Source organism: Pseudoalteromonas sp. S2755 (assembly GCF_005886535.1).
In the GTDB taxonomy this organism is placed as follows: Bacteria; Pseudomonadota; Gammaproteobacteria; order Enterobacterales; family Alteromonadaceae; genus Pseudoalteromonas.
Genome location: NZ_PNDS01000119.1, coordinates 1 through 26,218, shown reverse-complemented (window position 1 = coordinate 26,218; position 26,218 = coordinate 1). Strand labels below are relative to the sequence as shown.

24 protein-coding genes are annotated in these 26,218 nt (G+C 44.3%); 6 read left to right on the top strand and 18 right to left on the bottom strand.

The genetic code is table 11. The features are described from left to right. Positions 1–108: 108 nt before the first annotated feature. Genes CWC03_RS17835 through leuS form a run of 10 tightly spaced genes read right to left on the bottom strand, consistent with a single transcriptional unit; the run spans position 109 to position 10,662 of the window. Entirely contained in the window at positions 109–1,272 is a 1,164-nt protein-coding gene (locus CWC03_RS17835; protein ID WP_010372052.1) for a serine hydrolase, read from the bottom strand. Between the two features lie 41 nt (positions 1,273–1,313). Continuing rightward, on the bottom strand, positions 1,314–2,087 hold the full coding sequence (locus tag CWC03_RS17830) for a septal ring lytic transglycosylase RlpA family protein (protein WP_138583031.1): 774 nt from the start codon (positions 2,085–2,087) through the stop codon (positions 1,314–1,316). Next, positions 2,087–3,193 carry a rod shape-determining protein RodA gene (gene rodA, locus CWC03_RS17825; protein WP_138583030.1) on the bottom strand — a complete coding sequence of 369 codons (1,107 nt, stop codon included), beginning with the start codon at positions 3,191–3,193 and terminating at the stop codon, positions 2,087–2,089. Before rodA ends, CWC03_RS17830 begins: the two co-directional genes overlap by 1 nt. Then, on the bottom strand, positions 3,190–5,058 hold the full coding sequence (gene mrdA / locus CWC03_RS17820) for a penicillin-binding protein 2 (protein ID WP_138583029.1): 1,869 nt from the start codon (positions 5,056–5,058) through the stop codon (positions 3,190–3,192). Before mrdA ends, rodA begins: the two co-directional genes overlap by 4 nt. A 2-nt stretch (positions 5,059–5,060) precedes the next feature. Beyond that, positions 5,061–5,531: a 23S rRNA (pseudouridine(1915)-N(3))-methyltransferase RlmH gene (gene rlmH / locus CWC03_RS17815; RefSeq protein WP_010372039.1), complete on the bottom strand. Its 471-nt coding sequence runs from the start codon at positions 5,529–5,531 to the stop codon at positions 5,061–5,063. Position 5,532: 1 nt separating this feature from the next. Then, on the bottom strand, positions 5,533–5,850 hold the full coding sequence (gene rsfS, locus CWC03_RS17810; protein WP_128728904.1) for a ribosome silencing factor: 318 nt from the start codon (positions 5,848–5,850) through the stop codon (positions 5,533–5,535). Between the two features lie 34 nt (positions 5,851–5,884). Next, entirely contained in the window at positions 5,885–6,538 is a 654-nt protein-coding gene (nadD, locus tag CWC03_RS17805; RefSeq protein WP_138583028.1) for a nicotinate-nucleotide adenylyltransferase, read from the bottom strand. Continuing rightward, positions 6,535–7,578: a DNA polymerase III subunit delta gene (gene holA, locus CWC03_RS17800; protein ID WP_138583027.1), complete on the bottom strand. Its 1,044-nt coding sequence runs from the start codon at positions 7,576–7,578 to the stop codon at positions 6,535–6,537. Before holA ends, nadD begins: the two co-directional genes overlap by 4 nt. Further along, positions 7,578–8,090 carry an LPS-assembly lipoprotein LptE gene (locus CWC03_RS17795; protein ID WP_010606155.1) on the bottom strand — a complete coding sequence of 171 codons (513 nt, stop codon included), beginning with the start codon at positions 8,088–8,090 and terminating at the stop codon, positions 7,578–7,580. Before CWC03_RS17795 ends, holA begins: the two co-directional genes overlap by 1 nt. Continuing rightward, a complete protein-coding gene (leuS, locus tag CWC03_RS17790; RefSeq protein WP_138583026.1) occupies positions 8,074–10,662 on the bottom strand; it encodes a leucine--tRNA ligase in 2,589 nt (862 codons plus the stop codon). The genes CWC03_RS17795 and leuS overlap by 17 nt, the downstream gene beginning before the upstream one ends. Positions 10,663–10,910: 248 nt before the next feature. Between leuS and CWC03_RS17785 the strand changes: the two genes are divergently transcribed. The 5 genes from CWC03_RS17785 (at position 10,911) to CWC03_RS17765 (ending at position 17,860) form a co-directional block, all read left to right on the top strand. Further along, on the top strand, positions 10,911–11,987 hold the full coding sequence (locus tag CWC03_RS17785; protein WP_283234899.1) for a PepSY-associated TM helix domain-containing protein: 1,077 nt from the start codon (positions 10,911–10,913) through the stop codon (positions 11,985–11,987). A 180-nt stretch (positions 11,988–12,167) separates the two neighbouring features. Continuing rightward, positions 12,168–14,303, top strand: coding sequence for a TonB-dependent receptor (locus CWC03_RS17780; protein WP_138583025.1), 2,136 nt, complete (start codon positions 12,168–12,170; stop codon positions 14,301–14,303). A 134-nt stretch (positions 14,304–14,437) separates the two neighbouring features. Beyond that, complete coding sequence (locus tag CWC03_RS17775; RefSeq protein ID WP_138583024.1) at positions 14,438–14,896, top strand: zinc ribbon-containing protein; 459 nt, start codon at positions 14,438–14,440, stop codon at positions 14,894–14,896. Positions 14,897–14,967: 71 nt separating this feature from the next. Continuing rightward, complete coding sequence (locus CWC03_RS17770) at positions 14,968–17,394, top strand: Lon protease family protein (protein ID WP_138583023.1); 2,427 nt, start codon at positions 14,968–14,970, stop codon at positions 17,392–17,394. Further along, positions 17,381–17,860 carry an FKBP-type peptidyl-prolyl cis-trans isomerase gene (locus CWC03_RS17765; protein ID WP_010606161.1) on the top strand — a complete coding sequence of 160 codons (480 nt, stop codon included), beginning with the start codon at positions 17,381–17,383 and terminating at the stop codon, positions 17,858–17,860. The genes CWC03_RS17770 and CWC03_RS17765 overlap by 14 nt, the downstream gene beginning before the upstream one ends. 109 nt (positions 17,861–17,969) lie before the next feature. Here CWC03_RS17765 and CWC03_RS17760 read toward each other — a convergent pair whose 3' ends face one another. From CWC03_RS17760 to CWC03_RS17725, 8 genes are all read right to left on the bottom strand, one after another. Continuing rightward, a complete protein-coding gene (locus tag CWC03_RS17760; RefSeq protein ID WP_138583022.1) occupies positions 17,970–18,296 on the bottom strand; it encodes a hypothetical protein in 327 nt (108 codons plus the stop codon). After that, a complete protein-coding gene (locus tag CWC03_RS17755) occupies positions 18,293–18,931 on the bottom strand; it encodes a DUF4178 domain-containing protein (protein ID WP_128728427.1) in 639 nt (212 codons plus the stop codon). The genes CWC03_RS17760 and CWC03_RS17755 overlap by 4 nt, the downstream gene beginning before the upstream one ends. Before the next feature lie 65 nt (positions 18,932–18,996). After that, entirely contained in the window at positions 18,997–19,686 is a 690-nt protein-coding gene (locus CWC03_RS17750) for a PspA/IM30 family protein (RefSeq protein WP_010371996.1), read from the bottom strand. Positions 19,687–19,701: 15 nt separating this feature from the next. Beyond that, positions 19,702–20,115: a DUF2170 family protein gene (locus CWC03_RS17745; protein WP_010606165.1), complete on the bottom strand. Its 414-nt coding sequence runs from the start codon at positions 20,113–20,115 to the stop codon at positions 19,702–19,704. 81 nt (positions 20,116–20,196) lie between these two features. Then, positions 20,197–21,849: a polyamine aminopropyltransferase gene (locus CWC03_RS17740; RefSeq protein WP_249314068.1), complete on the bottom strand. Its 1,653-nt coding sequence runs from the start codon at positions 21,847–21,849 to the stop codon at positions 20,197–20,199. 87 nt (positions 21,850–21,936) lie between these two features. Continuing rightward, entirely contained in the window at positions 21,937–22,836 is a 900-nt protein-coding gene (locus CWC03_RS17735; protein ID WP_138583020.1) for a DUF350 domain-containing protein, read from the bottom strand. Positions 22,837–22,859: 23 nt separating this feature from the next. After that, positions 22,860–23,798: a CHAD domain-containing protein gene (locus CWC03_RS17730; protein WP_128728424.1), complete on the bottom strand. Its 939-nt coding sequence runs from the start codon at positions 23,796–23,798 to the stop codon at positions 22,860–22,862. 195 nt (positions 23,799–23,993) lie between these two features. Continuing rightward, complete coding sequence (locus CWC03_RS17725; RefSeq protein WP_128728423.1) at positions 23,994–24,776, bottom strand: sporulation protein; 783 nt, start codon at positions 24,774–24,776, stop codon at positions 23,994–23,996. Positions 24,777–25,131: 355 nt separating this feature from the next. On the opposite strand from CWC03_RS17725, the gene CWC03_RS17720 reads away from it, so the two are divergent. Further along, a complete protein-coding gene (locus tag CWC03_RS17720; RefSeq protein WP_138583019.1) occupies positions 25,132–26,106 on the top strand; it encodes a GGDEF domain-containing protein in 975 nt (324 codons plus the stop codon). Positions 26,107–26,218 lie beyond the last annotated feature (112 nt).

The window sequence follows — 26,218 nt, the reverse complement described above, 5'->3', positions numbered from 1 at the left end:
GGGGCTTAGAATAGAAAGTCTGAATGTCTGCGAAGCTAAGGGAAATAAATAAGTTTTATAAAAAAGATAAGCCAACCGTCTGTCTCGGCTGGCTTATCAGATAAGAAATTATTGCGAGATCTGTAAACGTAGATAGTCATAGATCTTGCTAAAGAATCCACCTTCTTGGATCTCTTCAAGTGTAACTAGCGGGTATTGTGCTACGTCTTCACCTTCAAGCTGTAAGAACAAAGTACCAACTTTAGTGCCTTTCGCTAGTGGTGCTTCGAGTGTTTTATCTAGCTCAAAGTTAGCCTTTAGGTTCTTGCTTTGGCCGCGTGGAATAGTAATTGGGGTGTCTTCCATAATGCCAAGCGATACGGTTTCTTTGTTACCCATCCACACACGCTGATCGGCAAAAGCGTCACCAGCTTGGTATGGAGTAATGGTTTCAAAGAAACGGAAGCCGTAGTTAAGTAGTTTTTTGCTCTCAACTTTACGTGCACGCTCACTTTCTGTGCCCATGACTACTGCAACAAGACGCATATCGTCTTTAACCGCTGAAGTAACTAGGCTGTAGCCTGCATCCGAGGTGTGGCCTGTTTTAATGCCATCCACTTCGAGGCTTGCATCCCAAAGAAGTGAGTTACGGTTATATTGCTTTATGCCGTTGTATGAAAAAGACTTTTTCTTGTACAAAGCGTATTCATCAGGTACATCACGAATAAGCGCCGCCCCGAGTGTTGCCATGTCTCTTGGGGTGGTGTAATGCTCATCAGTATCTAAACCATGGCTGTTAATAAAGTGGGTATTAGTCATCCCCAGTTTTTCAGCATGCGCATTCATCAGATCGGCAAACGCACTTTCGCTGCCAGCAATGTGCTCGGCCATTGCAACACAAGCATCGTTGCCTGATTGAATAATGATCCCATGGTTTAAGTCATCAACACTGACCTGCTTACCTACTTCGATAAACATCACCGACGAACCAGGAAAATTCTTAGCCCACGCTTTTTCACTAATAGTGACTTGATCTGATGGGCTAATGTTACCTGCAGCGATTTCGGTACCAATAACATAGCTGGTCATCATTTTGGTTAAACTTGCTGGCGCTAGTTTAGTATCAGCTTCGCCCTCTGCAATCACTTTTCCAGTTGTGAAGTCCACAAGGAAATAGCCTTTCGCATTGATTTGCGGCGGCGAAGGAATAATTTGTGCGCTGGCACTCATAATAGAGAAAGTGCACACCAGTCCAAGGACTTTTTTAACGATTTTTGGTTTGATAGAAGTCATTATGCTCGCTTTTTTGTTTATCGGCATTCATTGCGGTTATTCTAAAGTTCCTGCTCACTGTAAAGCAAGAAAGCACGACTAAATTGACCTTGTTGTAAGGTTTTTAGTAAAGATTGTGCTTGATTGTCGTCGGTAATAGGGCCGACTCTAAGCTTGTACAGGTTGTTTTCAAACGTGATGGGTGTACCTAACCCTAGCTCTTGTTTTAACTGACCTGCTAATAACTGTATATTCTCAAGTTTACTGCCAGCAGCAACTTGTACATAAGTTAGCCTTGGAGACTCGCGCGATAGAGTAATGGCTTCGACCTTAACGCGCGCTGTACCCTGAAGGTGATAGCCTAGCTTGTAGGCAGCCGCATAAGAGAGGTCGATTAGCCTATCGTCATGGAACGGGCCTCGGTCGTTAATTCTAACGATGGCGGAGCGCCCATTCTCTAGGTTTGTTACTCTGGCAAAGCTAGGCAGTGGCAGCGTTTTATGTGCCGCTGTCATGTCGAACATATTAAAAATTTCACCATTGGAGGTGTGGTAGCCGTGGAATTTTCGGCCATACCACGAGGCAATGCCTTGTTGTTGATACCCATGTTCGTCCGAAATTGGCGTGTAACGTTTTCCAAGAACAGTGTAGGGGCGATTGGCACTGACGCTCTTTTTTTCGTTGGTGACAATGGCATCCTGCATTTCCAGTTCGGTAGGCTCGCGCAGTGGCGCTTTGTCATGACGAATATGATAACGACTACCGCAAGCGCTTAGCATGCTTAACAGGGCAAATACTAAAATCAATTTTGAAATCAGAGTAATACGAACAGTCATTATTTTAACAACATCCTCTTATCTGTTGCGATTGCCATAATAATGCCAAAACCGGCCATTAAGGTCACCATCGATGTGCCACCATAGCTAATTAGGGGCAGAGGTACACCGACTACCGGTAAGAGACCCGAAACCATTCCAATATTTACAAAGACATAAACAAAGAACGTTAAAGTTAGTGCCCCTGCGAGCAGCTTACTGAAAGCGTCTTGTGCTTGCACCGCAATATACAATCCGCGACCAATTATAAAAAGATACAAGCTGAGTAATATGGTGACACCTAACAAGCCAAACTCTTCGCTCAACACCGAGAAGATAAAGTCGGTATGGCGCTCTGGCAAAAATTCTAATTGAGATTGGGTTCCGTGTAGCCAGCCTTTGCCCTCAACACCACCAGAGCCTATTGCAATTTTTGATTGGATGATATGGTAACCAGAGCCCAGCGGGTCGCTTTCTGGATCTAAAAAAGTCAGGACACGTTGTTTTTGATAGGCATGCATTCCGTAATGCCAAAACGCATAGCCACCGGGAACCGCAAGTAATATACCTGAACCGATTAAACGCCAACTTAACCCAGCTAAAAAGAGTGCAAAAATACCAGAACTGGCAATTAAGATAGAAGTACCGAGGTCAGGCTGCTCTTTGATCAGAATAGTTGGCACTAGCACAATCACAAAGCCGATTGTTAAATTTAAAATACTTGGAGGTAAGTGAGAGCGACCTATAAACCAAGCGACCGTCATGGGCACTGCTAGCTTCATTATTTCAGAGGGTTGAAAGCGGGTAACGCCTAAGTCTAACCAGCGCTGAGCCCCTTTACTACTGACACCAAAAAACAGCACAGCAACGAGCATGCCAAGGCCTACGAGATAAACGGGAATAGCCACACGCTTAAGCGTATTTGGAGAGAATTGTGCCATAAATAACATGGCAACTAATGCACCAAACATGCGTGTACCATGACGCATCATCATACCCATGTCTTGCCCACTAGCGCTATAAACAATCGCTAGGCTGCCAACCATCATCGTAATCAAGGCTGCAAATAATGGTAGGTCGATATGAACTTTTTCAAAGAGTGAACGTGGCTTACTCAGCGGACTCATTGCTGTTGCTCCTTCTCAAGCGGGTAGGCTGAAAAGTAATAATCCATCACTTGTCTTGCCATTGGCGCTGCGATTGCACTACCGCCACCTTGGTTTTCCACGACTACAGTAATAACAATTTGCGGATCATCAAAAGGCGCAAAACCCACGTAAATACCATTGTCTCTGTGTTTTTCTTTTAGCTTCTTGGCATCATACTTTTCGCCCTGAGCAATGCTAATAACTTGCGCGGTTCCCGTTTTACCAGCGTGATCATAAGTTACGCCCTTAAACGCATTTTTTGCGGTACCTATTTTTACCGTATTGTGCATGGCTTTTAATGCAATATCCCAGTGATAAGGGTTTTTTAGCACGACAGGTGGCTTTTCTTCCGTAAATAACTGCTCCACTTCAGTATCTTGCTTAGAGATTTGTACTAAGTGTGGCTGCCTATGTATGCCTTTATTGACCAAAATGCTCAGCGAGTTTGCTATTTGCATTGGAGTGGCAGTCCAGTAACCTTGGCCTATCCCTACGGAAATAGTATCCCCAGGATACCAAGCCTCTTTAAAACGAGCTCTTTTCCACTCAACGGATGGTAAAATAGCAGAGGTTTCTTCGTGAATATCGATACCCGAAAGCTCACCAAAGCCAAACTGGTTCATAAAGTCGCTAATTTTGGTTATGCCGAGTTTATATGCGGTTTCGTAAAAGTAGGTATCGCAAGACTGCTCAATAGCTTTATACACATCAACATGCTCATGGCCCCAAGGGCGCCAGTCACGCCATTTATGTTTTACATTTGGAATTTGAAAAAAGCCGGGATCCCAAATTTTGGTTGTTTCGGTGACAACACCTTCTTCCAGCGCAAGTACTGCAAGGTGAGGTTTTACCGTGGAAGCAGGCGCATAACGGCCCTGAGTTGCACGGTTTATCAGTGGCCTGTCAGGGTTAAGTAAGGCGCGGTAATCTTTGCCACTGATCCCATGGACAAAAAGGTTTGGGTCGTAACTTGGATTAGAATAGAGCGCTAAAATCCCCCCGTCGCGCGGATCCATAACGATGATTGCGCCTCGGGTGTCTTTAAGTACGTGTTGTACGATTTGTTGCAAACCGATATCAAGCGTTAGCACCAAGTCTTTACCTGGTTGCGGTGTTTCCATGCTCAGCGTGCGAATAATACGACCACGGTTATTCACCTCGACGCGACGAGAGCCAACAATGCCATGTAGCTGTTCTTCATAAAACTTTTCGACACCGAGTTTACCGATATCATGGGTGGCACGATAGTTGGTGTCCTTGCCCTCAAGCTCTAAATCATAGAGCTCCTCTTTATTGAGTTTTGCTACATAGCCAAGGGCATGAGTGAGGGTATCGCCATAAGGATAATAACGGGACAATCGAGCTTCAACGCTAAAGCCGGGCAAGCGGTGTTGGTTAACCGACAAAATCGCCACTTCTTCTTCATTCAAACGGCCCTTTAGTACTTGGCTTTTGAAGCGGCGGTTATGCTTGATTTCCTTTTTGAAATCTTCTACTTCTTGCTCAGAAATTTCGATGAGTTGACGCACAGAAGCTAATGAAGCTTCGAGATCTTCGACATCTTCTGGGATCACTTCAAGGTTGTAAACAGGGCGGTTTTCGGCGAGCAAGACACCATTTCGGTCGTAAATCAGACCACGATTAGGGGCGACAGGAATGACTTTTATACGGTTATCGTTAGAGCGGGTGCGATAGGTTTCATGTTCAGTCACCTGAAGCGTATAGACATTGTGAAACAAGATCCCAACAATAATAACGACAAAAACAAAGCCGACAAAGGCCCGTCTCGCAAAGAGGTTCGCCTCGGCAGAATGATCCCTAATCGTCGGCCGCTTTTTTATCATTATTATTCTCTGTGGTAAGGATGATTGTTATTTAAACTCCAGCCGCGATACAAGCTCTCGGCAACCACTATACGCACCAAAGGGTGGGGTAGGGTTAAGTTTGATAATGACCACTTTTGTTCGGCCGCAGCAATACATTCTGGCGCAAGCCCTTCAGGGCCGCCAATCAGTAAGCTGACATCGCGACCGTCCAGCTGCCACTTTTCCATATTGCTCGCAAGTTGGTGTGTATCCCATGGCTTGCCAGTCACTTCTAAGGTTACGATCCGATTGCCTTTTGGGATAGCGGCTAAGGTTTTTTCACCTTCTTGTTGCAAAATGCGTTTAATATCTGCGTTTTTCCCTCGTTTGCCCGCGCTAATTTCAATTAACTCCAGTGGCATATCTTTGGGAAAGCGTCTTTGATATTCGGTGAAGCCAGTTTCAACCCACTTCGGCATTTTGGTACCTACTGCAATGAGTTGGATCTTCACATTAGCCCCACAGCTTTTCTAGGTCATAAAAGTCGCGGGTTTGATCTTGCATCACGTGTATAACAACGTCGCCCAAATCAACCAATACCCACTCTCCAATGTCTTGACCTTCTTGGCCAATTGGTGTTTCTCCAGCATGACGTGCTTCTTTTGCAACATGATCGGCAATCGATTGTACATGGCGTTTTGAGGTGCCTGTACAGATCACTAAGTAGTCGGTGATTGAAGAAGTTTCGCGAACGTCGAGCTTAACAATATCACGCGCTTTCATATCATCTACTTTGTCTAGCGCGAAATCTAATAACTGTTGTGAATCCAAGTTTTTGTCTCTGTATTTCAAATAATCGGCGATTTTAGCATGCTTTATGGGGTTGATCAGCATACAAGCCATGGCTATTTATATAATCTATGACCGAAGCGGGCAGCCAATGTTCCAAATATTCTTTATCTTGCTGCGCAATTGCAGCCCTAATTGTACTCGATGCAATGTCTTTTTGCTCACCGTGAAGGAAATAGCAATGTCCTGCGTTGGTGGTTTGGAGCTTATCTGAGTTATCTGTGGCTGCTTTGGCTAAATAAGCCGAGACTTTAGCATCTGGCGAGCAATGTTCTTTTGGGCGTTGATACACCACAAGATGACACAGCTTTGTGATTTCTTGCCATTGATACCAAGTGTGCAGACTATTAAACGAGTCCATACCCATTAAAAATAAAATCGGTTGGTCCTGATATTCTTTACGCAGCTCTTGCAGTGTTAGCAGGCTGTAAGAGGGTCCTTGTCGGTCAAGTTCACGTCTATCAATAACTAGTTTTTGTTGCCCTGATAGCAAATTTGCAAGCATCGCCAGGCGATGCTCGTCACTGATGCTGGGCTTTTGTTTATGAACCGGTATGGCACAAGGTAAAAACTTTAACTCAGCCAGATTTAGCTCATCGACGCAGCGTATTGCCATATTTAAATGGCCTAAATGCGGAGGATCGAAAGTACCACCAAACAAAGCAATCATACATGCTCACTTTGGCTAATTGGCAACGGCATTGTGATGGGGGTGGCAAAGGCCAGCGCGATGTGTGCTAGAGCTTGATATGGTGCAGTGAGCCTTGCTTCTTTATATGCGGTATCGAAGTCAGCCATCATACAGAGCAACTGTTTCATTTGCTCTAGTGTTAACCTGTCTAACGCTTGCTGCGTGATGGTTTGCTGATTCTTCCAGACATTATGCTTTTTATAGGCATCCGCAAGTGTAGTACCAGTTTGCCACAAGGTTTTAACACCCAGTAGGGTGCGAGCTTGGTTTTGCAAGGTCCAGAGAATACTCGCGGGCTCTACATTATCGCTGGCGAGCTTGTTCAATACTTTGATAATTTGCTTAGGGTTGCCAGTTAATAATCCGGTATTTAAATCAAAGATATCGAACTTAGATTGATTTAATAAGCCGCTCAGCAATTGCTGTTCATCAACCGGGTTTTTACCAAATAGTAAAGAGAGCTTTTCGAGCTCCTGATGCGTTGCAAGCAAGTTGCCCTCTGTGGCGACGAGCAGGGCGCGCTTGCTTTGTGGTGAGACAGAAAGCTTCAGCCGCTTACATTCATCATCAAACCAACGTTCAAGATGACGGCCTGTTAATGCGTAGCAAGGGATAAATAGGCCTTTAGGCTCTAATGCTTTGAACCAAGCAGTACGTTGAATGTCTTGACCCGCGCCTAGCCCTTTAAAAATAACAACGACATCAGGATTGACTTGTTCGGCCAAAGACTTTAAAACCGCAACACCTTGGGTAGGAACTTTTTGCTCATTAAAGTCAAACTCGATGAGCGTACGCGCACTGAACAAAGACATACTATTGTACTGCGCACTGAGCTCTTGCCAGTCAAATCCCGGAAGTAGAGCAAACTTAATGACTTCATCAAAGCCTTGCTGCTTAGCTGCTGTTCGTATTGCAAGTACACATTCGCCTTGTTGAAAGGGTTCCTCACCAAAGACTAGATAAAAAGGCGCAAGCCCCTTATTCAGGTAATTGGAGAGTTGATTGGCATAACAACGCATTACAGTTGCGACAACTCTCGAATAATACGTTGGCTTGCAAGGCGGCGCATTTCAGTGAGGATCAGCTCAAGCTCTTTTGCCTTTGCTAGCGCGTTGTCAGGATCGTCCTGATAGTTGCGATACAGCTCGAACATTTGTTTAACGGGTTCTTGGCCCGGACGACTCAATCGATAAGACACGCGATAAGCTAGTTCATACTGAGCAACCTGACCATTTTTGAACAAACTGAGTGTTTGACGTTCAAGTGAGTCATTGTACAAGTACAACTCGGCAGCTTGTTTGGTATTTTTTGGTGTAAGGGATACCTGAGCACGCTGAAGATCGGACTGTAATTGTTCAAACAAGGCTGAGCGCTTGTCATCACCGCTTAAGGTGATCTCTTTCAGATCGTCAGGGAGGTAAGAGGCTTGCTTGAGGTGAAAACCGCAGCTCGCCACGAAGAAGCAAGCTAGCAAAACTGCTAGCTTGCTGGTGTGCCAAAATAGGCTACGCATCTTAGTTTGCAACCACATTAAGTAGTTTACCAGGAACATAGATCACCTTACGAATGGTCTTGCCGTCAGTAAACTTAGTGACGTTTTCTTCGCTAAATGCAATCGCTTCAACTTGCTCTTGCGTTGCATCTGCCGCTACGGTGATTTTAGAGCGCAGTTTACCGTTTACTTGCACCACGATAAGCTTTTCATCTTCAACTAGTGCGCTTTGGTCGACGATAGGCCATGCCGCATCAAGAATGTCACCAGCCTTGCCAAGCTCAGTCCACAGCTCGTGACACATGTGTGGTGTGATAGGCGCAAGCATGATCACCATAGCTTCTAGTGCTTCGTTTGCTAGTGCAATGTCTTGCTCATCACTAAGTGGCGCTTTGATAAGCTTGTTTGAAAGCTCCATCACTGCCGCAATTGCCGTATTAAACGTTTGGCGACGTTCGATATCGTCTGTCACCTTTGCAATGGCTTTGTGGATGTCGCGACGTAGCGTCTTTTGCGCTGCATTTAGTTTGCTTAAATCAAGCTGGGCAGTGCCTGCTTGCTTTACGTCAACCGCGTATTTCCAAATACGACGAAGGAAACGGTGCGCACCTTCAACGCCTGAGTCAGACCATTCCAGCGTTTGCTCTGGTGGAGCCGTAAACATCATGAATAAGCGAACTGTGTCAGCGCCGTATTGCTTGATAACCGTTTGTGGATCAATACCATTGTTCTTCGACTTAGACATTTTGCTCATGCCAGCAGAGAATACCGGCTCGCCGTCTTCTTTATGCCACGCTTTAGTGATGCGGCCTTTGTCGTCAGTCTCAGTTAATACGTCAGTTGGTGCGATCCAAATATCGCCGCCTTTCTCGTCTTTACGGTAGTAAGTATCCGCAAGTACCATGCCTTGACACAGTAGACGCTCAAATGGCTCATCAGAGTTCACTAAACCGAAATCACGTAGCAACTTGTGGAAGAAACGTGAGTACAACAAGTGCAAGATAGCATGCTCAATACCACCAATATATTGATTTACTGGTAGCCAGTAGTTTGCTGCACCTGGTTCAAGCATACCTTCATCATAGCGTGGGCTACAGTAACGTGCATAGTACCAAGATGATTCCATAAAGGTGTCGAATGTATCGGTTTCGTGGAATACCGCCTCACCATTTATTGTTGCTTTTGCCCATTCTGGATCTGCTTTAATCGGTGAAGTTACTCCATTCATGACTACGTCTTCAGGTAGACGAACAGGGAGCATGTCTTCAGGTGCTGCAAGCTCAGAACCATCTTCTTTATTTAACATTGGGATTGGCGAACCCCAGTAACGCTGGCGGCTTACACCCCAATCACGAAGACGGAAGTTTACTTTACGTTTACCCACGCCAAGTGATTCTAGTTTAGTTGCGATGGCGTTAAATGCGCCTTCAAAGTCTAGTCCATCGAACTCGCCAGAGTTGATAAGCGTGCCTTTTTCGGTAAACGCTGCTTCAGCCAGATTGGCTTCTACTTCTGCGTCGGCTAGAGGCTGAATAACTTGTTTGATCTCAAGGCCATAAGCGGTTGCAAACTCATAGTCACGTTGGTCGTGACCTGGTACTGCCATCACGGCACCTGAGCCGTAATCCATCAGTACAAAGTTAGCTACCCAAATTGGCACCTCTTGTCCTGTGAGTGGGTGGATAGCAGTAAAGCCTGTCGCGATGCCTTTTTTCTCCATCGTTGCCATATCCGCTTCGGCAACTTTGGTGTTCTTGCACTCTTCAACAAAGCGAGAGATTGCTTCGCTGTTTTTCGCCGCTTCTTGAGCGATCGGATGACCTGCCGCCACTGCCACATAAGTCACACCCATAAAGGTATCAGGGCGGGTGGTGTATACGGTGAAGCTTTCGTCGTTGTCGGCACGTTTAAAGTCGATTTCAACGCCTTCTGAGCGGCCAATCCAGTTACGCTGCATGGTTTTAACTTGCTCAGGCCAGTGCTCAAGCTTGTCTAAGTCATCCAGCAACTCTTGTGCATAATCGGTGATCTTAATGAACCACTGTGGAATTTCTTTTTGCTCTACAATGGCACCTGAACGCCAACCACGGCCGTCAATAACTTGCTCATTTGCCAGTACCGTTTGGTCAACTGGATCCCAGTTTACCGTTGACATCTTTTTGTATACTAAGCCTTTTTCGTAAAGCTTAGTGAAGAACCACTGTTCCCACTTATAATATTCTGGGTGACAAGTCGCAATTTCACGATCCCAGTCGTAACCAAAACCAAGTAACTTAAGCTGGTTGCGCATGTAGTCGATATTTTCGTAGGTCCATTTAGCCGGTGCGGTATTATTTTTAATTGCCGCATTTTCAGCTGGAAGACCAAACGCATCCCAACCCATAGGTTGCATAACGTTTTTGCCTTGTAGGCGTTGGAAACGAGAAACCACATCACCAATGGTATAGTTACGTACGTGACCCATGTGGAGTCGACCACTTGGATATGGGAACATTGAGAGACAGTAATACTTCTCTTTACTTTCGTCTTCGACAACTTTGAAGGTATTGTTTTCTTCCCAGTACGACTGTACTTTGGCTTCGATATCTTGCGGGTTATATTGCTCTTGCATCTAGGTTTCCAAACATCTGGCAAAATTAATAGAAAATTGCTCGATAGCATACCCGAAATTAGCCAGCAATCACAGCACCTAAAGTGGAATTATTTTAGTTGATTGCTGTGCACTAAAGAGCGTGTCGAAGTAGAGCTAAACTACGCGAAGACCAGCAACGGCAAAAGGGTAAATTTTGTGCTGTTGCAAGTAAGAGTTGTTATCACTTACTATTGCTGAATATCGAAAGAAGTTTGAGAGTTCCCTTGATAAAATTGTGGTTACGCCGTGCTCACCTCGTAATGGCGCTGGTATCTGGTGCGTTTATTATCTGCTTAAGCTTAACAGGGGCGCTGCTTATATATGCTAAAGATATTCAATATCTTGCTCAGCCTAAGTTGTGGCGAGTTGAGCCGCAGTCTGAACCTCTTGGGGTAGAGCAAATAGTCAACTCGGTTGAATCAACGACCGCTGAAAAAGTTTCACTATTCATGCCTGAGCAGCAGCCGGATTTGGCGTGGCAACTGAAGTTGTCTAGCGGTGATTATGTTAGCGTTAATCCCTACAGTGGCGAGGTCCTTTATCGCTACGAGTATTACTCTACGCTTTACGGCTTTACGATGGCACTACACCGTTGGTTGTTGTTTGAAGATGCTGACAACAAAAAGCCGCTTAGAGATTGGGTATCTATTTGTGCACTTGTACTCATTATTGAGTTAGTGCTGGGTTTTTATCTTTGGGTAAAGCCTAAAAATCGCTTAAAACGGCTAGTGATAAAGCCAAAAGCTAAGCTAAGAGTCCTGCTTTATCAGTTACACACCGTATTGGGTGTATATTTGCTCTTACCAATACTGCTCATTGCCTTCAGTGGTATGGCGTTTAACTGGCAGTCGCAAACTAAGGCTGTGGTTGAGTGGTTGAGCTTTGACGAGGTCGAAGCAAGGCCAAAGCCACCCACTATTGCGGTTGACTTTCACGGCTTACCCTATGATTTAAATAGCGCTACAAAGCGTGCGGAAACCACCTTTCCAGATAGTCAGCTGTTCCGTATTTATATCCCTGACAAAGTGTCCGACAGCGTCGCTTTTCGAGTTCAAAACCCGGGCGAAAGTCATGCCTATAGCTGGGTTTGGGTAAATCCCTATAACAGTGAGGTGGTAGCGCAATATGATGCATCAAAAGCAGGAGTCGCTACACAAATCTGGAACTTTAAGTACAAGTTTCATATTGGTGATTTTGCTGGCCCCATTGTGCAATTTGCTTGGTTAATGCTTGCCTTAGCTCCGACCTTGTTCACGGTATCTGGCCTGTATTTTTGGTTACAACGTCATCGTGGGAGGAGGTAATTAACTTCAGTCTAAGTTATTGTTATGTAGATATAATTGCAAAAAGTGGTGCGGAGTAGAATAATTTTCCAGTAAAAGATAATGCAAACCATTCACATTCATCTTGTTTTTACTGAGGTTTGGCAATATTATATTGCCGCTTTTTACATCATTATTATTCTAAATCCAGCAAGGATAACCATGTTAAAAACTACTCTCAGTATGGTAGCGTTGGCTGTTAGCGCAGCAGCCATTGCAGACGATACCAATGTTAAAGATCTTCAAGCCGCAGATATGGAGCATATCGTGGTCTCGGGCAGCCGTGTGTTTGAAAGCATTGATGAAGTGCCTGCCTCCATTACGATTATTAATCAAAAACAAATTGAAGATCATTTAAAAGTAAATCCAGAACTACAAAGCTTGTTATCTCAAATTGTTCCTGGTCTTGCTCCGGATACGGGGAGTTCGAGTAATACTGGGCAATCGTTGCGTGGACGTGCGCCTCTGGTGATGATTGATGGTGTACCTCAGTCTACACCACTGCGAAATGGTTCGTTGGGTGTAAAAACACTCGATCCAAGTGCCATCGCCCGTATAGAAGTGATCAAAGGGGCAACCTCAATTTATGGTAATGGTGCTTCAGGCGGGATCATTAACTACATCACCAAGCAGGCCAAAAGCGATGGCAAACCAGAAGGTGAAATTAGTCTATCTAGCCGTTTTAGTGCAGTAAAGCTTGCAGAGAGCGCTGGTGCTCGAATTGCGGGCGCGATTAATGGCCGTGTTGACCAATTTAGTTATTTAGTCACAGCAAGCTATGAAGAAAATGGTGTTCAGCGTGATGCTGAAGGTGATATTCTGGGTTTACAGTATGGTCTGTCGGATACCGTGACAGAAAACTACTTTACTAAGCTTGGCTATGACTTTGACGAAGACAAGCAACTGCAATTTAGCTATAACTTCTACAGTTCACAGCAAAAAACTGACCTAGGTGATGTGTTTGGCAACATCAATTTAGGTGAAAAATCTTACGCTATTCACGTGCCACCAGCTCAGCAGAAACAAGGTAAGCCACAAGGGCCTGAAGGCAACGAGAATATTACAGTCAAGTACACCGATTTTGAGATCTTTGCTAATACACAAATGACGCTTGATGCGTATATGCAAGACATTGAGAACGTGTTCTTCTTCTCGCCAAGTTTAGCAAACCCTGATGAAGGGTACACTGGCGGTCAATCTATCATCCGCTCTGAAAAAAAGGGCGCGCGTGCGACATTTAATACTTTGGTTGATTTTGACAGTGTCCAAGCTACCTTCATTTATGGTGTCGATGCGCTGAATGATGTGACTTCACAGCCACTTGTTGATGGTCGTATTTGGGTGCCAGAAATGGACATGGAAAGCATCGCAGGTTACCTACAGACCAAGTGGATTGTTGCCGATGACCTAGTGTTAAAAGCGGGAGTGAGGCAAGAAAGTATTGATCTTGCGGTAGCTGATTACCAAACACTAAAACTTTGCCGTTCAGCGGATCAGTGCTCTGTGCCACTTAACGTGAAAGGCGACACCATTGATTATGACGCCACAACGTACAATGTGGGTATTAAATATAACGCAAATGAGAAGTTTAGCCCATTCGCTAGTTACTCGCAGGGCTCTGATATCTCCGATATTGGCCGTCTGCTGCGTAGTGCAACGGTAGAAGACATTGGCCAAATTCAAACGGAAGCGTCAATTGTTGATAACTACGAAATTGGTTTTAACTCTCAATTTGAGACGCTACGATTTGAATTTGCGGCATATAGAAGTACATCTGAGTTTGGCACAACGAATAAATTCAATGAAGTAACCGGAGTTTATGAGCCTGTTCGAGCACCACAAAAAATATGGGGCTATGAGGCACTTGTCGATTACAAGATCAACGACACGCTAAAACTCATTGCGACATATAGTTATGTAGAAGGTAAAGATACTGAAGCGGATACGTACCTTGGCTCAAGACAAATTAGTCCACCAAAGCTTACGGCAAACCTAAACTGGCAGCCAGTTGATGCGTTATCTATGACGTTAAGCTGGTTACATGTGGGTGACCGTAAACGTTTTGAGCGGAACGATAAAGGCAACTATGTTGGTGATCAAGGTCCAATTGACAGCTATAACGTGGTTAACTTTAGTGGTCAATATCAATTCGGGCAAAGCTGGCAAGCGTTTGTTGGTATTGAAAACTTATTTAACTCAGACTACTTCCCAGCTCGCGCACAAGCCTATACGTACGGTGGATATAACATTAAAGGCCTTGGTACAACAGCAACCGTTGGTGTGAAGTATCGCTTCTAAGGTAATAGCAATGACTTTTGGCTTCATAATCTGAAGCCAAATGGGTTTGCTGAGTACCAAGTTCAGCAAACCCTAATACAATGAATGGTATATCTGGTCTACACTTAACCTATTGGCGAAACAGGAGTGTAGCAATGGCGGATTATCAAAAATGGCTGGATCAATTTTCCGATTGGCTCAAAGACGTCAAAGAACATGAAATTGACGATTTATCTAAGCGATTCTGGGAAGTGCAAAGCGCACTGAAAGACTACACCAAACAAACCTATGATGATTATAGTTACTATCTAAAACGTGACTTGGAACACCTTCTCGAAAACAAATCCTTCTATGATGAAGCGGCTTGGAGTGAGCTCAAAGCCAACATCTTATTCGAAATATCCCAATTAGAAGATAGAACTCAACTTGAGTGGTCCGCACTTTTAAAGGATTTTGAACATCAAGGCATTTATAAAGAAGGTGAATGGATAGCTTTGGGACAATTAGTGTGTAAGAATTGTGGCTATAAATTAGATGTTTATTATGCCATCAAGATCCCAGCTTGCAGCGAGTGCGGGCATGGGGAATATACTAGAAAAACATTAGCGCCCTAAAGTGTGGGCGCTCAGCTTGGGAGTACCAAGCTGAGTAGACTAACGTATGCGAATAATACAAAGAAGTTAGAATGACCAAATCTAAATTGTCGTCTGAAAAAGCACTGCCTGCGAGCCTGCTCGCGCCATCAGTTTCGTTGACTCACATAGAAAATTGTATCCAAAACCCTTACCCTGAAGCGCTACCGTTTATTGGCCAGCAGCGTGCTCAAACCGCGCTAGATTTTGCCTTGGGAATGGAGCTACCCGGTTATAATGTCTATGTCATGGGAGAAGCGGCGCTGGGTCGTTTTACCATGGTAAAAGACAAGCTCGAGGCGCACAGTAAAACTAAGCCAACGCCCAAAGAATGGTTGTACGTTAATAACTATGACGACCATCGTGAGCCTATCGCGCTATTTATGCAAGCGGGTGAAAGTAAGCAGCTTGAGGCTGATATTGACGCCTTTATCGATGAGATCTTAGATACTTTTCCTGCAGCTTTTGACAATCCGGGTTATCAACGCAAGAAAAAGTCGCTAGATAAAGAGTTCGAACAAAAATACGACGCTGCGATCACCGCTGTTGAGCAGCAAGCTATGAATATGAGCGTTGCACTGATAGAAGATACGGGAACGGTTGGTTTCGCTCCTGTGGTTGACGGTAAGCAACTTAGTGATACGGAGTTTTCAGCACTAGACGAGCATGTTCAGGCACACTTTTTAACGGCAATTGAGACATTAGAAGATGCCCTCATTGAGTCACTTATTGAGCTGCCAAGATGGAAGCGCGAATCCTCTGAGCGTTTGCGTAATCTTAAAAAAACCACCATCGAAATGGCGACCAAACCGCTATTAAAAGCACTTGAGCATAAGTATGCCGCACACATTGGCGTGCTGCGTTATCTTAAAGATCTCAAGGTTGAAATTGTCGATGCGGTATTAGATTGGCTAGACGACGATAGTAGCAGCGACGAAAACAAAGACGACTTTGATTCAAAGGGAATGCTCACGGACTTTTTTGCGCCCAATATTCTGGTTGAGTTTAAAGAAGACGATCCTGCGCCTGTGGTGTACGAGCCAAATCCGACCTTTGGTAATATCTTTGGTAAGGTGGAATATGCAACCTCCCAAGGTAATTTGATCACTAGCTATCGCTCTATTCAAGCCGGTGCATTGCACCGCGCCAATGGCGGCTATCTGATCATGGATGCAGAAAAAGTTATGGCTAACGCGCAAGTGTGGGATGGCCTTAAACTGTCGCTGAAAACCCACCAAATTAAAAATGACCTACCGTATCAAGACAATTCGGTAGGTAGCAGCTTTACCTTAAAGCCGCAGTTAATACCGTTAGATGTCAAAATTATTCTTTTGGGTTCAAGAGACCTGTATTACACCATAGGTGAATACGATGAAGAGTTTGCAGAGCTATTTAGAGTGCTGGCTGATTTTGATTACTATTTACCAAGCTCGGACAAAATGCAGTATCAATTTATCACTAAGGTGATGGAATACTGTAATGATACCTTGAAGATTGAGCTTAGCTCAGCGGCGCTGGCACGTATGCTTAAATTTAGCTATCGCCAAGCGGAGCACCACAGTAAGCTCTCGGCGCGCTTTGCCGATGTTTTGGAGCTGGTGGCGGAAGCCAGTTTTTATGCCAAGCAAGATGGCGTAAACCAAATTGCCGCTAATCACATCGATGAGGCGATAGCTGGAAAAGAATATCGAACAGGACAGTTAAGCGAAAACATGCTCAGCGATATTCAAGAAGGGCATACCTTGATTGCAACCGAAGGCACCGCAATTGGTAAGGTAAATGGCCTGACGGTACTGCATATTGGTGACACCGCATTTGGTACGCCTGCGCGTATTACCTCTACGGTATACGCGGGTGCTGACGGGGTGATTGACGTTGAACGTGAGGTAGACTTAGGTAAGTCAATTCACTCAAAAGGCGTGATGCTGCTTACGGGTTACCTAGGTAACAAGTATGCGCAAGACTTTAGCCTGACACTTAGCGCAAATATCGCCATTGAACAAAATTATGGTTTTATTGACGGTGATAGCGCATCACTTGCAGAGCTTTGTGCACTGCTATCGGCTGTGACGCAACTGCCCGTGGATCAATCATTAGCGCTCACCGGCTCAATTAACCAACACGGTGAAGTACAAGCCATTGGTGGTGTAAACGAAAAAATCGAAGGCTTCTTTAAACTCTGCAAAATGCGAGGTCTCACAGGTAAGCAAGGGGTGATCGTCCCTGAATCTAACAAGGTCAACTTAGTGTTAGATGATGAAGTGATTGCAGCTGTTGAAAAAGGCTTATTCCATGTCTATGCCGTTGCTACAGTAGATGAAGCGCTTAGCTTGTTAATGGATAGACCAGCAGGAGAGCTTAGCGATGAAGGCTATCCTGAAAACAGTATCAATGCAGTTGCAATGGCGAAACTTGAGCGTATTGCAAAAGTAGTAAACGGCGATGACGACAAAGGAGAAGAAAACCATGACGACAACTAATATTATCCTCGTTATTGTTGCACTGGTGATTGCGGTGGTGTTTTTTCGTGGTGGTCAGAAACAAAAGCAGCTTGCGCAGTTTAATCGAATTCAAGCAGCTGACTTTTTGAAAGAAAACGAAAAGCGCACAGAGGTACATAAAACTGACTCAGGTCTCCAGTACGAAATAATCACTCAAACTGACGGTGGCAAACAGCCAAATGCAACGAGCAAAGTTAAAGTGCATTATCACGGCACTTTACTTGATGGCTCCGTATTCGACAGCTCAGTATTGCGTGACCAACCCATCAGCTTTGGACTTAATCAAGTGATCCCTGGTTGGACCGAAGGCGTGCAGTTGATGAGCGAAGGGGATAAATACCGCTTTTGGATTGGTCCAGACTTAGGCTATGGTGACCGTGCTGCAGGTAAAATCGAACCGGGTTCGTTATTAGTGTTTGAAGTTGAGCTGCTCGCGGTAGAGTGATCGGTGTTATAGTTGTGCAAGGCGCTACATCATGTAGGTTGAATAAGGGTAGCGCCATAGGTTGTTTATAGGACAACAACCTAGATAAATCTACAATAAATACAGCCAACTACTTCTTTTTATTTTCTGTATAGCGACTAAGTAGCATATTGGCGACTTGTTGCTTTACAGCCCGTTTGTCGTTAGGGTCAACGCCAAAACGTTCTGCTAATAGTACGATTTCATCATCGGTTAGATTGAAGGATAAGCGTTGCCGAGTTTTCTTCGATTTAACTTCTAAATCAAGGATCTTTCTGATCATATCGGATGGTGTTAGCTCTTCGTCTATTGCCTGTTTTTTAATGCTTTTTTGTACTTCAGTGGTTAAATCGAAGGCCATTTGTGTGGCCCTCAATGCGACTTCTTGACGTTTCCACTTGTCTTCTCTTGTGGTCACGAGTTCGCTCCAGGGAATAGGTCGACAATATCGCTCAGTGGTCGGCACATGGTTAGTGACACGTCAGTTTCTCCCCCATCCCAGATTTCGATATTGATAGCGAATTTTTCGTCAGGACTAAGTAACTCGATAACTTCACATACTTCGCCACTTTCATCTTGATAGCGTGGCAAGGTGCGACCGCGATAATCGCTATCGTAGAAGTAGCAAATGTAGGGCGCTTCACTTTGTTGATAGCTTTTACCTAAAAATCGCTCGAAAGCCTCCGGAGTGGCCTGCGCGTCGATGTGGGTCAGTGCTTCTTCATCGAAAATACGCGCAAATTCATCAAGTGTAAAAATAGCATCGACGTCTTCTCTTTGGATTTTGATAGAGAAGTTAGCGTATTCCTCACCGTCACTTTGTTCAATTTGCAAAAAAGTAATGTTACCTGAATCACTTTCGAGAACAAATTCATATGCAGCGCTGCGTTCAAATTGGTAAGTTTGTACGCCAACCACTTTGAGGGTTTGTCCCTTGAGCCAGCTAGGATAAGCGAACGAATCAATGATGGTGAGCATATCCCCAACTTTCAGATCTTTTGCATGAGTAAGCTGTCGCTCAGGAGTTTTTTTTGATTTAAAAAAGCCAAACATAATGCACCTACATAATCAAAAAGGGTAAAAAGGAGGCGAGGCCTCCTTTTTCTAATCAGTAAATATTAGTTGCTTTGTTTAGCTCTAATACGTTCAAGAATATCATTACTCTTTTGCGTAGAGCCAATTCCAGCTTCTGCCATTTTAGCTTTTAGATCTGCGCCCGTTGCAGCGGCTTCAAGCTCTTTTGCCGCAGCCAGTTGATCTTGCCTATCTTGCTGGCGTTGCTTGATACGCTCAAGCGACTGGCGAGCATTTACCATAGATGACGCATTGGTATTTAGCGTGCTGTTTACTGCCATGGTTGCTTTTTGAACGCTGTCTGTGGTTTTTACCATTGTCAGCTGGCGTTGGTTTTCTTTAATCGTTTTTTCAGCTTCTTTGATCTGCTGTTTTAACAGGATCACATGTTTACTAAAGCCGTCTAGCACTTGCTGATGCTCTGCGCGCTCAACTTCAAATTCACCGATTTTCTCTGCGATTTCTACCGCTAAAGCTTCGTTACCTTTTTCGAGCGCTTGTCCTGCATAGTTTTCATGCTCGATAATGCTTTCGTCAAGTGCAGCTAATTTGCGTTTTGTCTGCATCTCTTTCGCCATTACTTCTGTTAAGCTCTTTTTGGCTTTAGCTAATGCGTTTTGTGCGTCAGCAATTTCTTGCTCAAAAATACGAATGCCATTTGCATCAACAATTGACTCACCAACTTCTCTAGCGCCACCACGAACAGCAGTAAATAATTTCTTTAAAATACTCATTTCACAACTCCAATATTACTCATTCAAATACACAGTCACGGCTTCCAATGCTTCGATTGCATTGTCCGCGAGGGTGACCAGTTCGTGCGTGATCTCATCAATTGAGGAGGAAACGGCTAGAGCACCAAATATCGCATACTGCTCATCAATTTTAGCAAACGCACTCAGCGGGATCGGCACATTCAGTTTTAATAGTGCTTCATTTAACTCGTTTAGCAGTTCAGGCTTTACCTCGTTCTCTTTAAATAGGTAACTAATGCATACAAGTTGTTCTTCAGTCTGAGTCACAAAAATTGGTAATTCGTCATTTCCGTCAACAATCACTTGCAATACATCTTGCTCGCCTTCATTGGCGATTAAGAATGATTCGAAGTTAGCACCTTCTGTTTCAAATGATGCTAATTTGATTGATAGTTCATTTAATTCCATCTTCATTTACCTTTTTTGTTTTGACATATTATGTCTGAGTTAAGAGTTGCACGTAAGACATAATATGTCAATGGCCGTGCGCTAATTTTTATACAACTCATCTTCTGTTTGCCATGCTTGGCGATAATAATCGTATAATCTTCCCGTTCCTAACTGGTTGACTTCAATATCTTTTGCTCCATCAAAAAAGCGATTTGGGAAAGCGAAAGTAGCAAGTAAATACTCTTTATTTATCCAGTTACTTGGGACAGGTAAAGACTCGACCGACCTGATCCTAGCACTTGCCGGTTGTCCAGCTCTCGTAGCGATTGTCCAACCCCATTGGCCAAATGAGGGAATATTCTGCTGATATTGCTCAACATGCGTAAACCCGGCATGCTTTACCGTTTTAGCTATGCTAATAAACGCTTTTTTGGCGTGATAGGGAGACGTTGATTGAATAGCGAGTGCGCCATCGGGTGCCAGTAATTGACGTACATGATTATAAAAGTAGTCGCTATATAGCTTATTCAAATCAGGGTGATTTGGGTCGGGTAAATCAATAATGATAGTGTCAAATTGTCTACCTTGGTCGAGCATTTTCTCTACTTCTAAAAATGCGTCTGCTACGATAACGGTTGCTCTTGGGTCATTTAACGCATCGCCATTTAATTGAGTTAATTGACTAGTGATGTTCGGTCTAGCGGGGTAGGGCTGCCCTTGTAGTCCAAATAGTGAGAGCAGTTGCCCATCCAAATCGATTAAGGTTGCATTTTCAACAGGCCATTCAAGTACATCTCGAAGTGCCAAACCATCTCCGCCGCCAATGATTAATACCTTTTCGCGACGGTTGGATGCCAGCATTGCAGGATACACAAGCATAGTGTGATAGATCTGTTCATCAACAGATGAAAACTGTAATCGACCATTTAAGAATAAGTCGTTAATTGGCATCGGTTGTGCGCGGCTTAATCGCTCGGTGATGACAACATGTTGGTACTTCGTTGATTCTGAATAGATCACTTTGTCTTTGTAAAGCACATTGCTGAGGTCTTTCATCCAATTGGAGCCGTGGTTCAGAATAACGAAAAAAACTCCCAATAGGACAAAGTGACACGCGAATAATAACTTAGCGAAACGGACGTGAACATGATAACGCCATAGGAAGATAAGTCCTGCAATGATATTAAATAGTGCGGTCCACGCTGCTGCTTGCATTATTGGTAGCGCAAGCATTATCGTGACCCAAATGGCAGCACCAACACCTGCACCGATATAATCTGCACCGTAGATGGTGCCTGCGTTATTTTCAAGGAAACGACCGTACACTTGTTGGCGGATCCTAGCGATCAGCGGAATTTCCATGCCGATTAAAATACCTAGGACGAGGCCGAAAACATAAGGTAGAAATCGGGCAAATACTTGTAATTGCTCAAATGGCATACCATCTAAGACACTATCAGGAGGCAGGCTATAAAGGCTGGAAAGTGTATGGGGCAGGGTATAAGTAAGGGCAATAACACTGGCGATCACCAAAATACTGCTCATGCCGAGCAGTGCTATTAGGCTTTCAAGCCATGCAAAAGCGGTAAAAGGATCTTTAAACCAACGCGCTAAAAATGCGCCAATGCCCATCGCCACGATCATCGTGCCTATCATGGCATAAATCGCGCTCTCTACTGAGCCTAAAACGCGGCCCGCATAGTGGGAAAGCAAATATTCGTAGATTAGGCCGCAACCGGCCAAAATGGCCATAACGCCAATAAGTAGGGTATCGTGACCGAACAACGACCAGTTGCCGGTCACTCTTGCAGAAGTTTGTGGTGCTGATACGCTCAAGGGTTATGCACCTAACAAACTTGCCATAGTCGTACCAATGGCAAAAGAAAGCGCGGCTGAGATGGCAGCAACACCAATATTCTTTTGTCTGTTCACTTCATCGGAAATATCTTTACCCGCCAGAATAATTTTTATCATGGCTAGGTGTAAGACGATGAATAGCACAATACTACCCAGTGCAGCAATACTCCAATACAGTAGACTTGAGTTAATATTGTCTGCCACATAAGGCGCTAAACCGGACGCTGCAGTCAGTGCAAGTGCTGAGCCGATTAAAAAGCCCGCGTAGCGGATCCCGACCGCAACATTGTTGTCTTTGATTGCTTGCTGTAGACAGTCGCCACTTTTGTTGGTGCGCTTAAATAGTTGTACTCGGTATTGGCTCACAAGCAGCATACAAATATTACCAATAATGAAGGCTGCAACCACAATAGGTAAACCATACCAGCCCTCTGTGAGTACCCAAAGCAAAGCTGAGCGGATCACAATGGCAACGCTCACCACATGGCCAAAATCAATCAGTGCTGAGGTGACATTACCTTTAACGATTTCGTCATGAAGGTTCACCTTGCGTAGCGCGACTTTGTCTTGGAAAAAATGGCCGAGCTTGATAAGGACGATACCAACGATACCATAGCCCGCCATTTGTAGCGCTTCTTGAGCTAAAGAGCTGGCAAAAGCACCACTTGAAATGCCCGAAATCACAATGGCTAAGCCTGCTAAACCACCAGCAAAACTGAGGCCAAATGCAAAGTTGTCTCTTTCAGTGATTTCGTCGTTTGCATGAAGGTTAGATACCCAACCTTTGATGTATTTTAAGCTAACAAACAACGCGACGATCACCGCCATATCTATTAGCAATGCTTGAAAAGTCCAAGCTGTTAATCCGTTAAATTGGTACATGTGTTAACTCCGCTATATATGCGCTATTTGCCCCGGCTTACGCCACGGGAGGTTCTACTTGAGCTATTGCGAACTGAGCCGTAGCTTGAGGTTCGAGAGTAGCTGCTTCGAGTTACTGCTGATGGGGTATTACTACTTCGGCTTAACCCTGACGCGCCAGATCTTTTCTTGGCATAGGGACTGGTAAATTGTTTACCCTGGCGTTGATACGATTGTTTTGTACGCTTGGCGAGCTCTGTTTGGCGTTTGTAACCTTTATAGCTAGTATACCTATGGCGACCATAGTCACTGTAGTAACTGTATTTGCGGTGTTTACTCCAGCGGCCATACTCCACATCACCCACTATATCTCCAAGCATGCGATACATGCCGTACCACATCCAAAAGCTAGTGCCGTTTGAGTTGGTCTGCCATTCGCCATAGTTGGCATTGCCAACAAGCTGGTTACCGATACCGGTCTGGCCATTTGCCGTTTGTTCTGCTTGCTGACTGATCGCGCCGACTCGCGCTAGCTTGCCATCTGACATATCAGCTAAAACATTGATTGGATCTGTGAGCGCATCGTTGAATAAACTGATGGAAGCTGCTTCTTTTAACAACACTGCTTGGTTGATAATGTCATCGCTGTTCATGCTAGGATCGGGGGACTTGAGGGACTGATAACGAGTCAATAAACTCTGATATAAGGTACCGCTGCTTGTTGCGTCTTGGGAAATAATTTGCGCAATTTCGCTGAGCTGAGGTTTTTGCTGACTAAGTACTTTGCCATACTCAGTCAAAAGGTTGGCATTTCTCACCTGCTTTTTATCAAGGGCGGTTCCCAGCGTATTTATCGCTGTTGAAGCTTCTTGAAGTGTATGTGTAATGGTTTGCTGGATACGCTCTTCTTTCGATTCGCAGCCCAGCATTAGGCTCAAAACACACAGTAGGCTAACCAGTTTCCAAATTCTAAAGTTGGACATTCATTGTCACCTAATCTACCTTGACCATTCGTTTTAATGTGCTGCCTTATTGAGGTTAAGTCAACTATAAAGCGCTGTAGTACGCATTTTTCGATGGCTTAAATTTGTCATAAGTCAGTATAGAGAGTTTGTTCATATAGAAGTTGCATTCGTATGAATGCAACGAGCACTAAAGCATAATACTATTGAAGTATCCTAGCAATTCGCCTCTAGAATGTCATAGATAGCATCTTCTAGGTCTTCTAAATCGGATTCATCTATCAGCAGTCTGGCTTTTGACTCATCAAGGTCTAGCGCCTCTGCAAAGAAGCCTTTAAAACCTCGCGCTTTACGGTCAATCTCAAAGATGATTTCTAGTTGCTCACCACGATTAAAGAAAACCACTTCTACTTCATCAAAGCGACCATGGAAGTCACCTGTGATTGTTTTAAACTCTAACTCTTGTACGAATGGGAGGCGTGAGAATGATACTTCATCAATACCTTCACAGTCTGATTCATAGAGTTTAAAGCCAAGCGCTTCCATCGCATCGATAGCCGCTTGTTGTAGCTCGGTAGGTACGATATGTAAATAGTCCCTATCTGACTTGTCGAGCGCCATATCAATATCAAGGTTGGTAGCAATCCAAGTTTTGGATTGACCTACAGTAAGCGGAGTTTCTTCAGCGAGGTCAAGCGCGAATGGAATGTGCTTTTCATCACCAGGTTCGATAGTAAATCGTTCGTTGATTTGAAATTTAGCAAGGGTGTGGTTTTTAGTGATGGTGGTTGTTTCACCTTCACTGTCTTCTCTTTCAACGGTGTAGTTGCACATTACGTTGAGATCTATTTTGTTGATCTCTTGAGCAACTTTGCCACCGATGATTTTAACCGTTCCAGAAATTTCTTCGCCAGGGGAGGCGTGATGGGTCTCTAAGATGGTATCTACTTTTGCTGCACCGATACCGACTGCGCCAAGGGCTTTTTTGAAAAAAGACATAGTCATCCTTATATATCTTGTGACCTTCCATCATGGAAAGCGCTGCCGTGTCGATTATAGGAATTATTATCAATTCGTCAATGGCTTTTCTTCTGCATATTAGCGCAGCCGTTCGAGTTCACCTAAGTGTGATTTGTTCATTGTTGTTCGACTTTTACATAGATTTCCAAGAGGCAAGTCGAACGTCGCGAGCAAAATTTATTTACAAGAACAAAAGTCAAACAGTAAATAGCAACGGATTCTAGTCATAATTCAAAAAATTGGTATATTATTTTATAACGATAGCCGTAGATGAGCTGTGATCATTGGCATGTTTCAAACTGAAAAGTTCAAGTTTATAGAATTATGGAACAGGATGTTGCAACGTCTCATGATTAAGGACCGTCGTATGGCATGTGCTCAAGCTTTGGCGCAACCGAGTTATGAGGAATTGGCGTCGACATTAAGTGCTATGCCGGACTTGATGTTTGAACTGGATGAAGAGGGGCGACACTGGGATGCTAGCATACTTCGTCCTGAGTTGTTAGTCGCGCCAGCAGAGCAATTGATCGGCCATACGGTGACAGAAGTGATGCCAGAACATGCCGCTAAAATAGTGATGCAGGCATTACAGGAAGCAAAAGCTAACGGTTATTCACATGGTAGCCATATTCACTTGCCCACACCTGTTGGTGAGCGTTGGTTTGAGGTCTCCATCGCCCGTAAAGTTGTGACTGCTAGCGATAATCATGCAGAAACACGTTTTATCGTGTTATCTCGGGATATCAATGATCGTAAGCTTGCGTATCTTGAAGCCGAGAAACTGGCGTATCATGATCAGTTAACCGAATTACCGAATCGTCATATTCTTAAGCATGGGCTGGTGGAGCAACTCCATGCAGGGCAACAGCTTGGTTGTCATTGTGCAATCTTGTTTTTAGACCTAGATGATTTTAAAAAAGCAAATGACTTACATGGTCACCATGTGGGGGATCAATTACTCAAGGCGGTTGCTCAACGTTTGTGTGCTAGCGTACGTCAGATGGATGTGGTGGTCCGCTGGGGAGGTGATGAGTTTGTTATTTTAATTACTCATTTATCCCCGCAGTACTCTAAAGCCAAATCTCATGTGGTTGAGATCTGCCAGCAAATAATCAACAAGGTAGATAAGCCATATCTCTTTGAAGGCAATAAACTAAGTTGTCGGATTAGTATCGGCGTCAGTCTGATTAATAGCCTCGACATTGAGACTGGGATCCAACAGGCAGATTCCGCTATGTATCAAGCCAAGCAATCTGACACTGTGCGCTATGCTTTCCACAACAAACCAATTAAGGATGTTGGAACCTAGATAAATTCATCTGACAATAACGACAACCATGGTACACCTCGCGACTTTTCAGCAGTTTGAGGTAGAGAATGAAAGTCGGGTTTGATTACGGAAGTTCTAATTGTGCGATGGC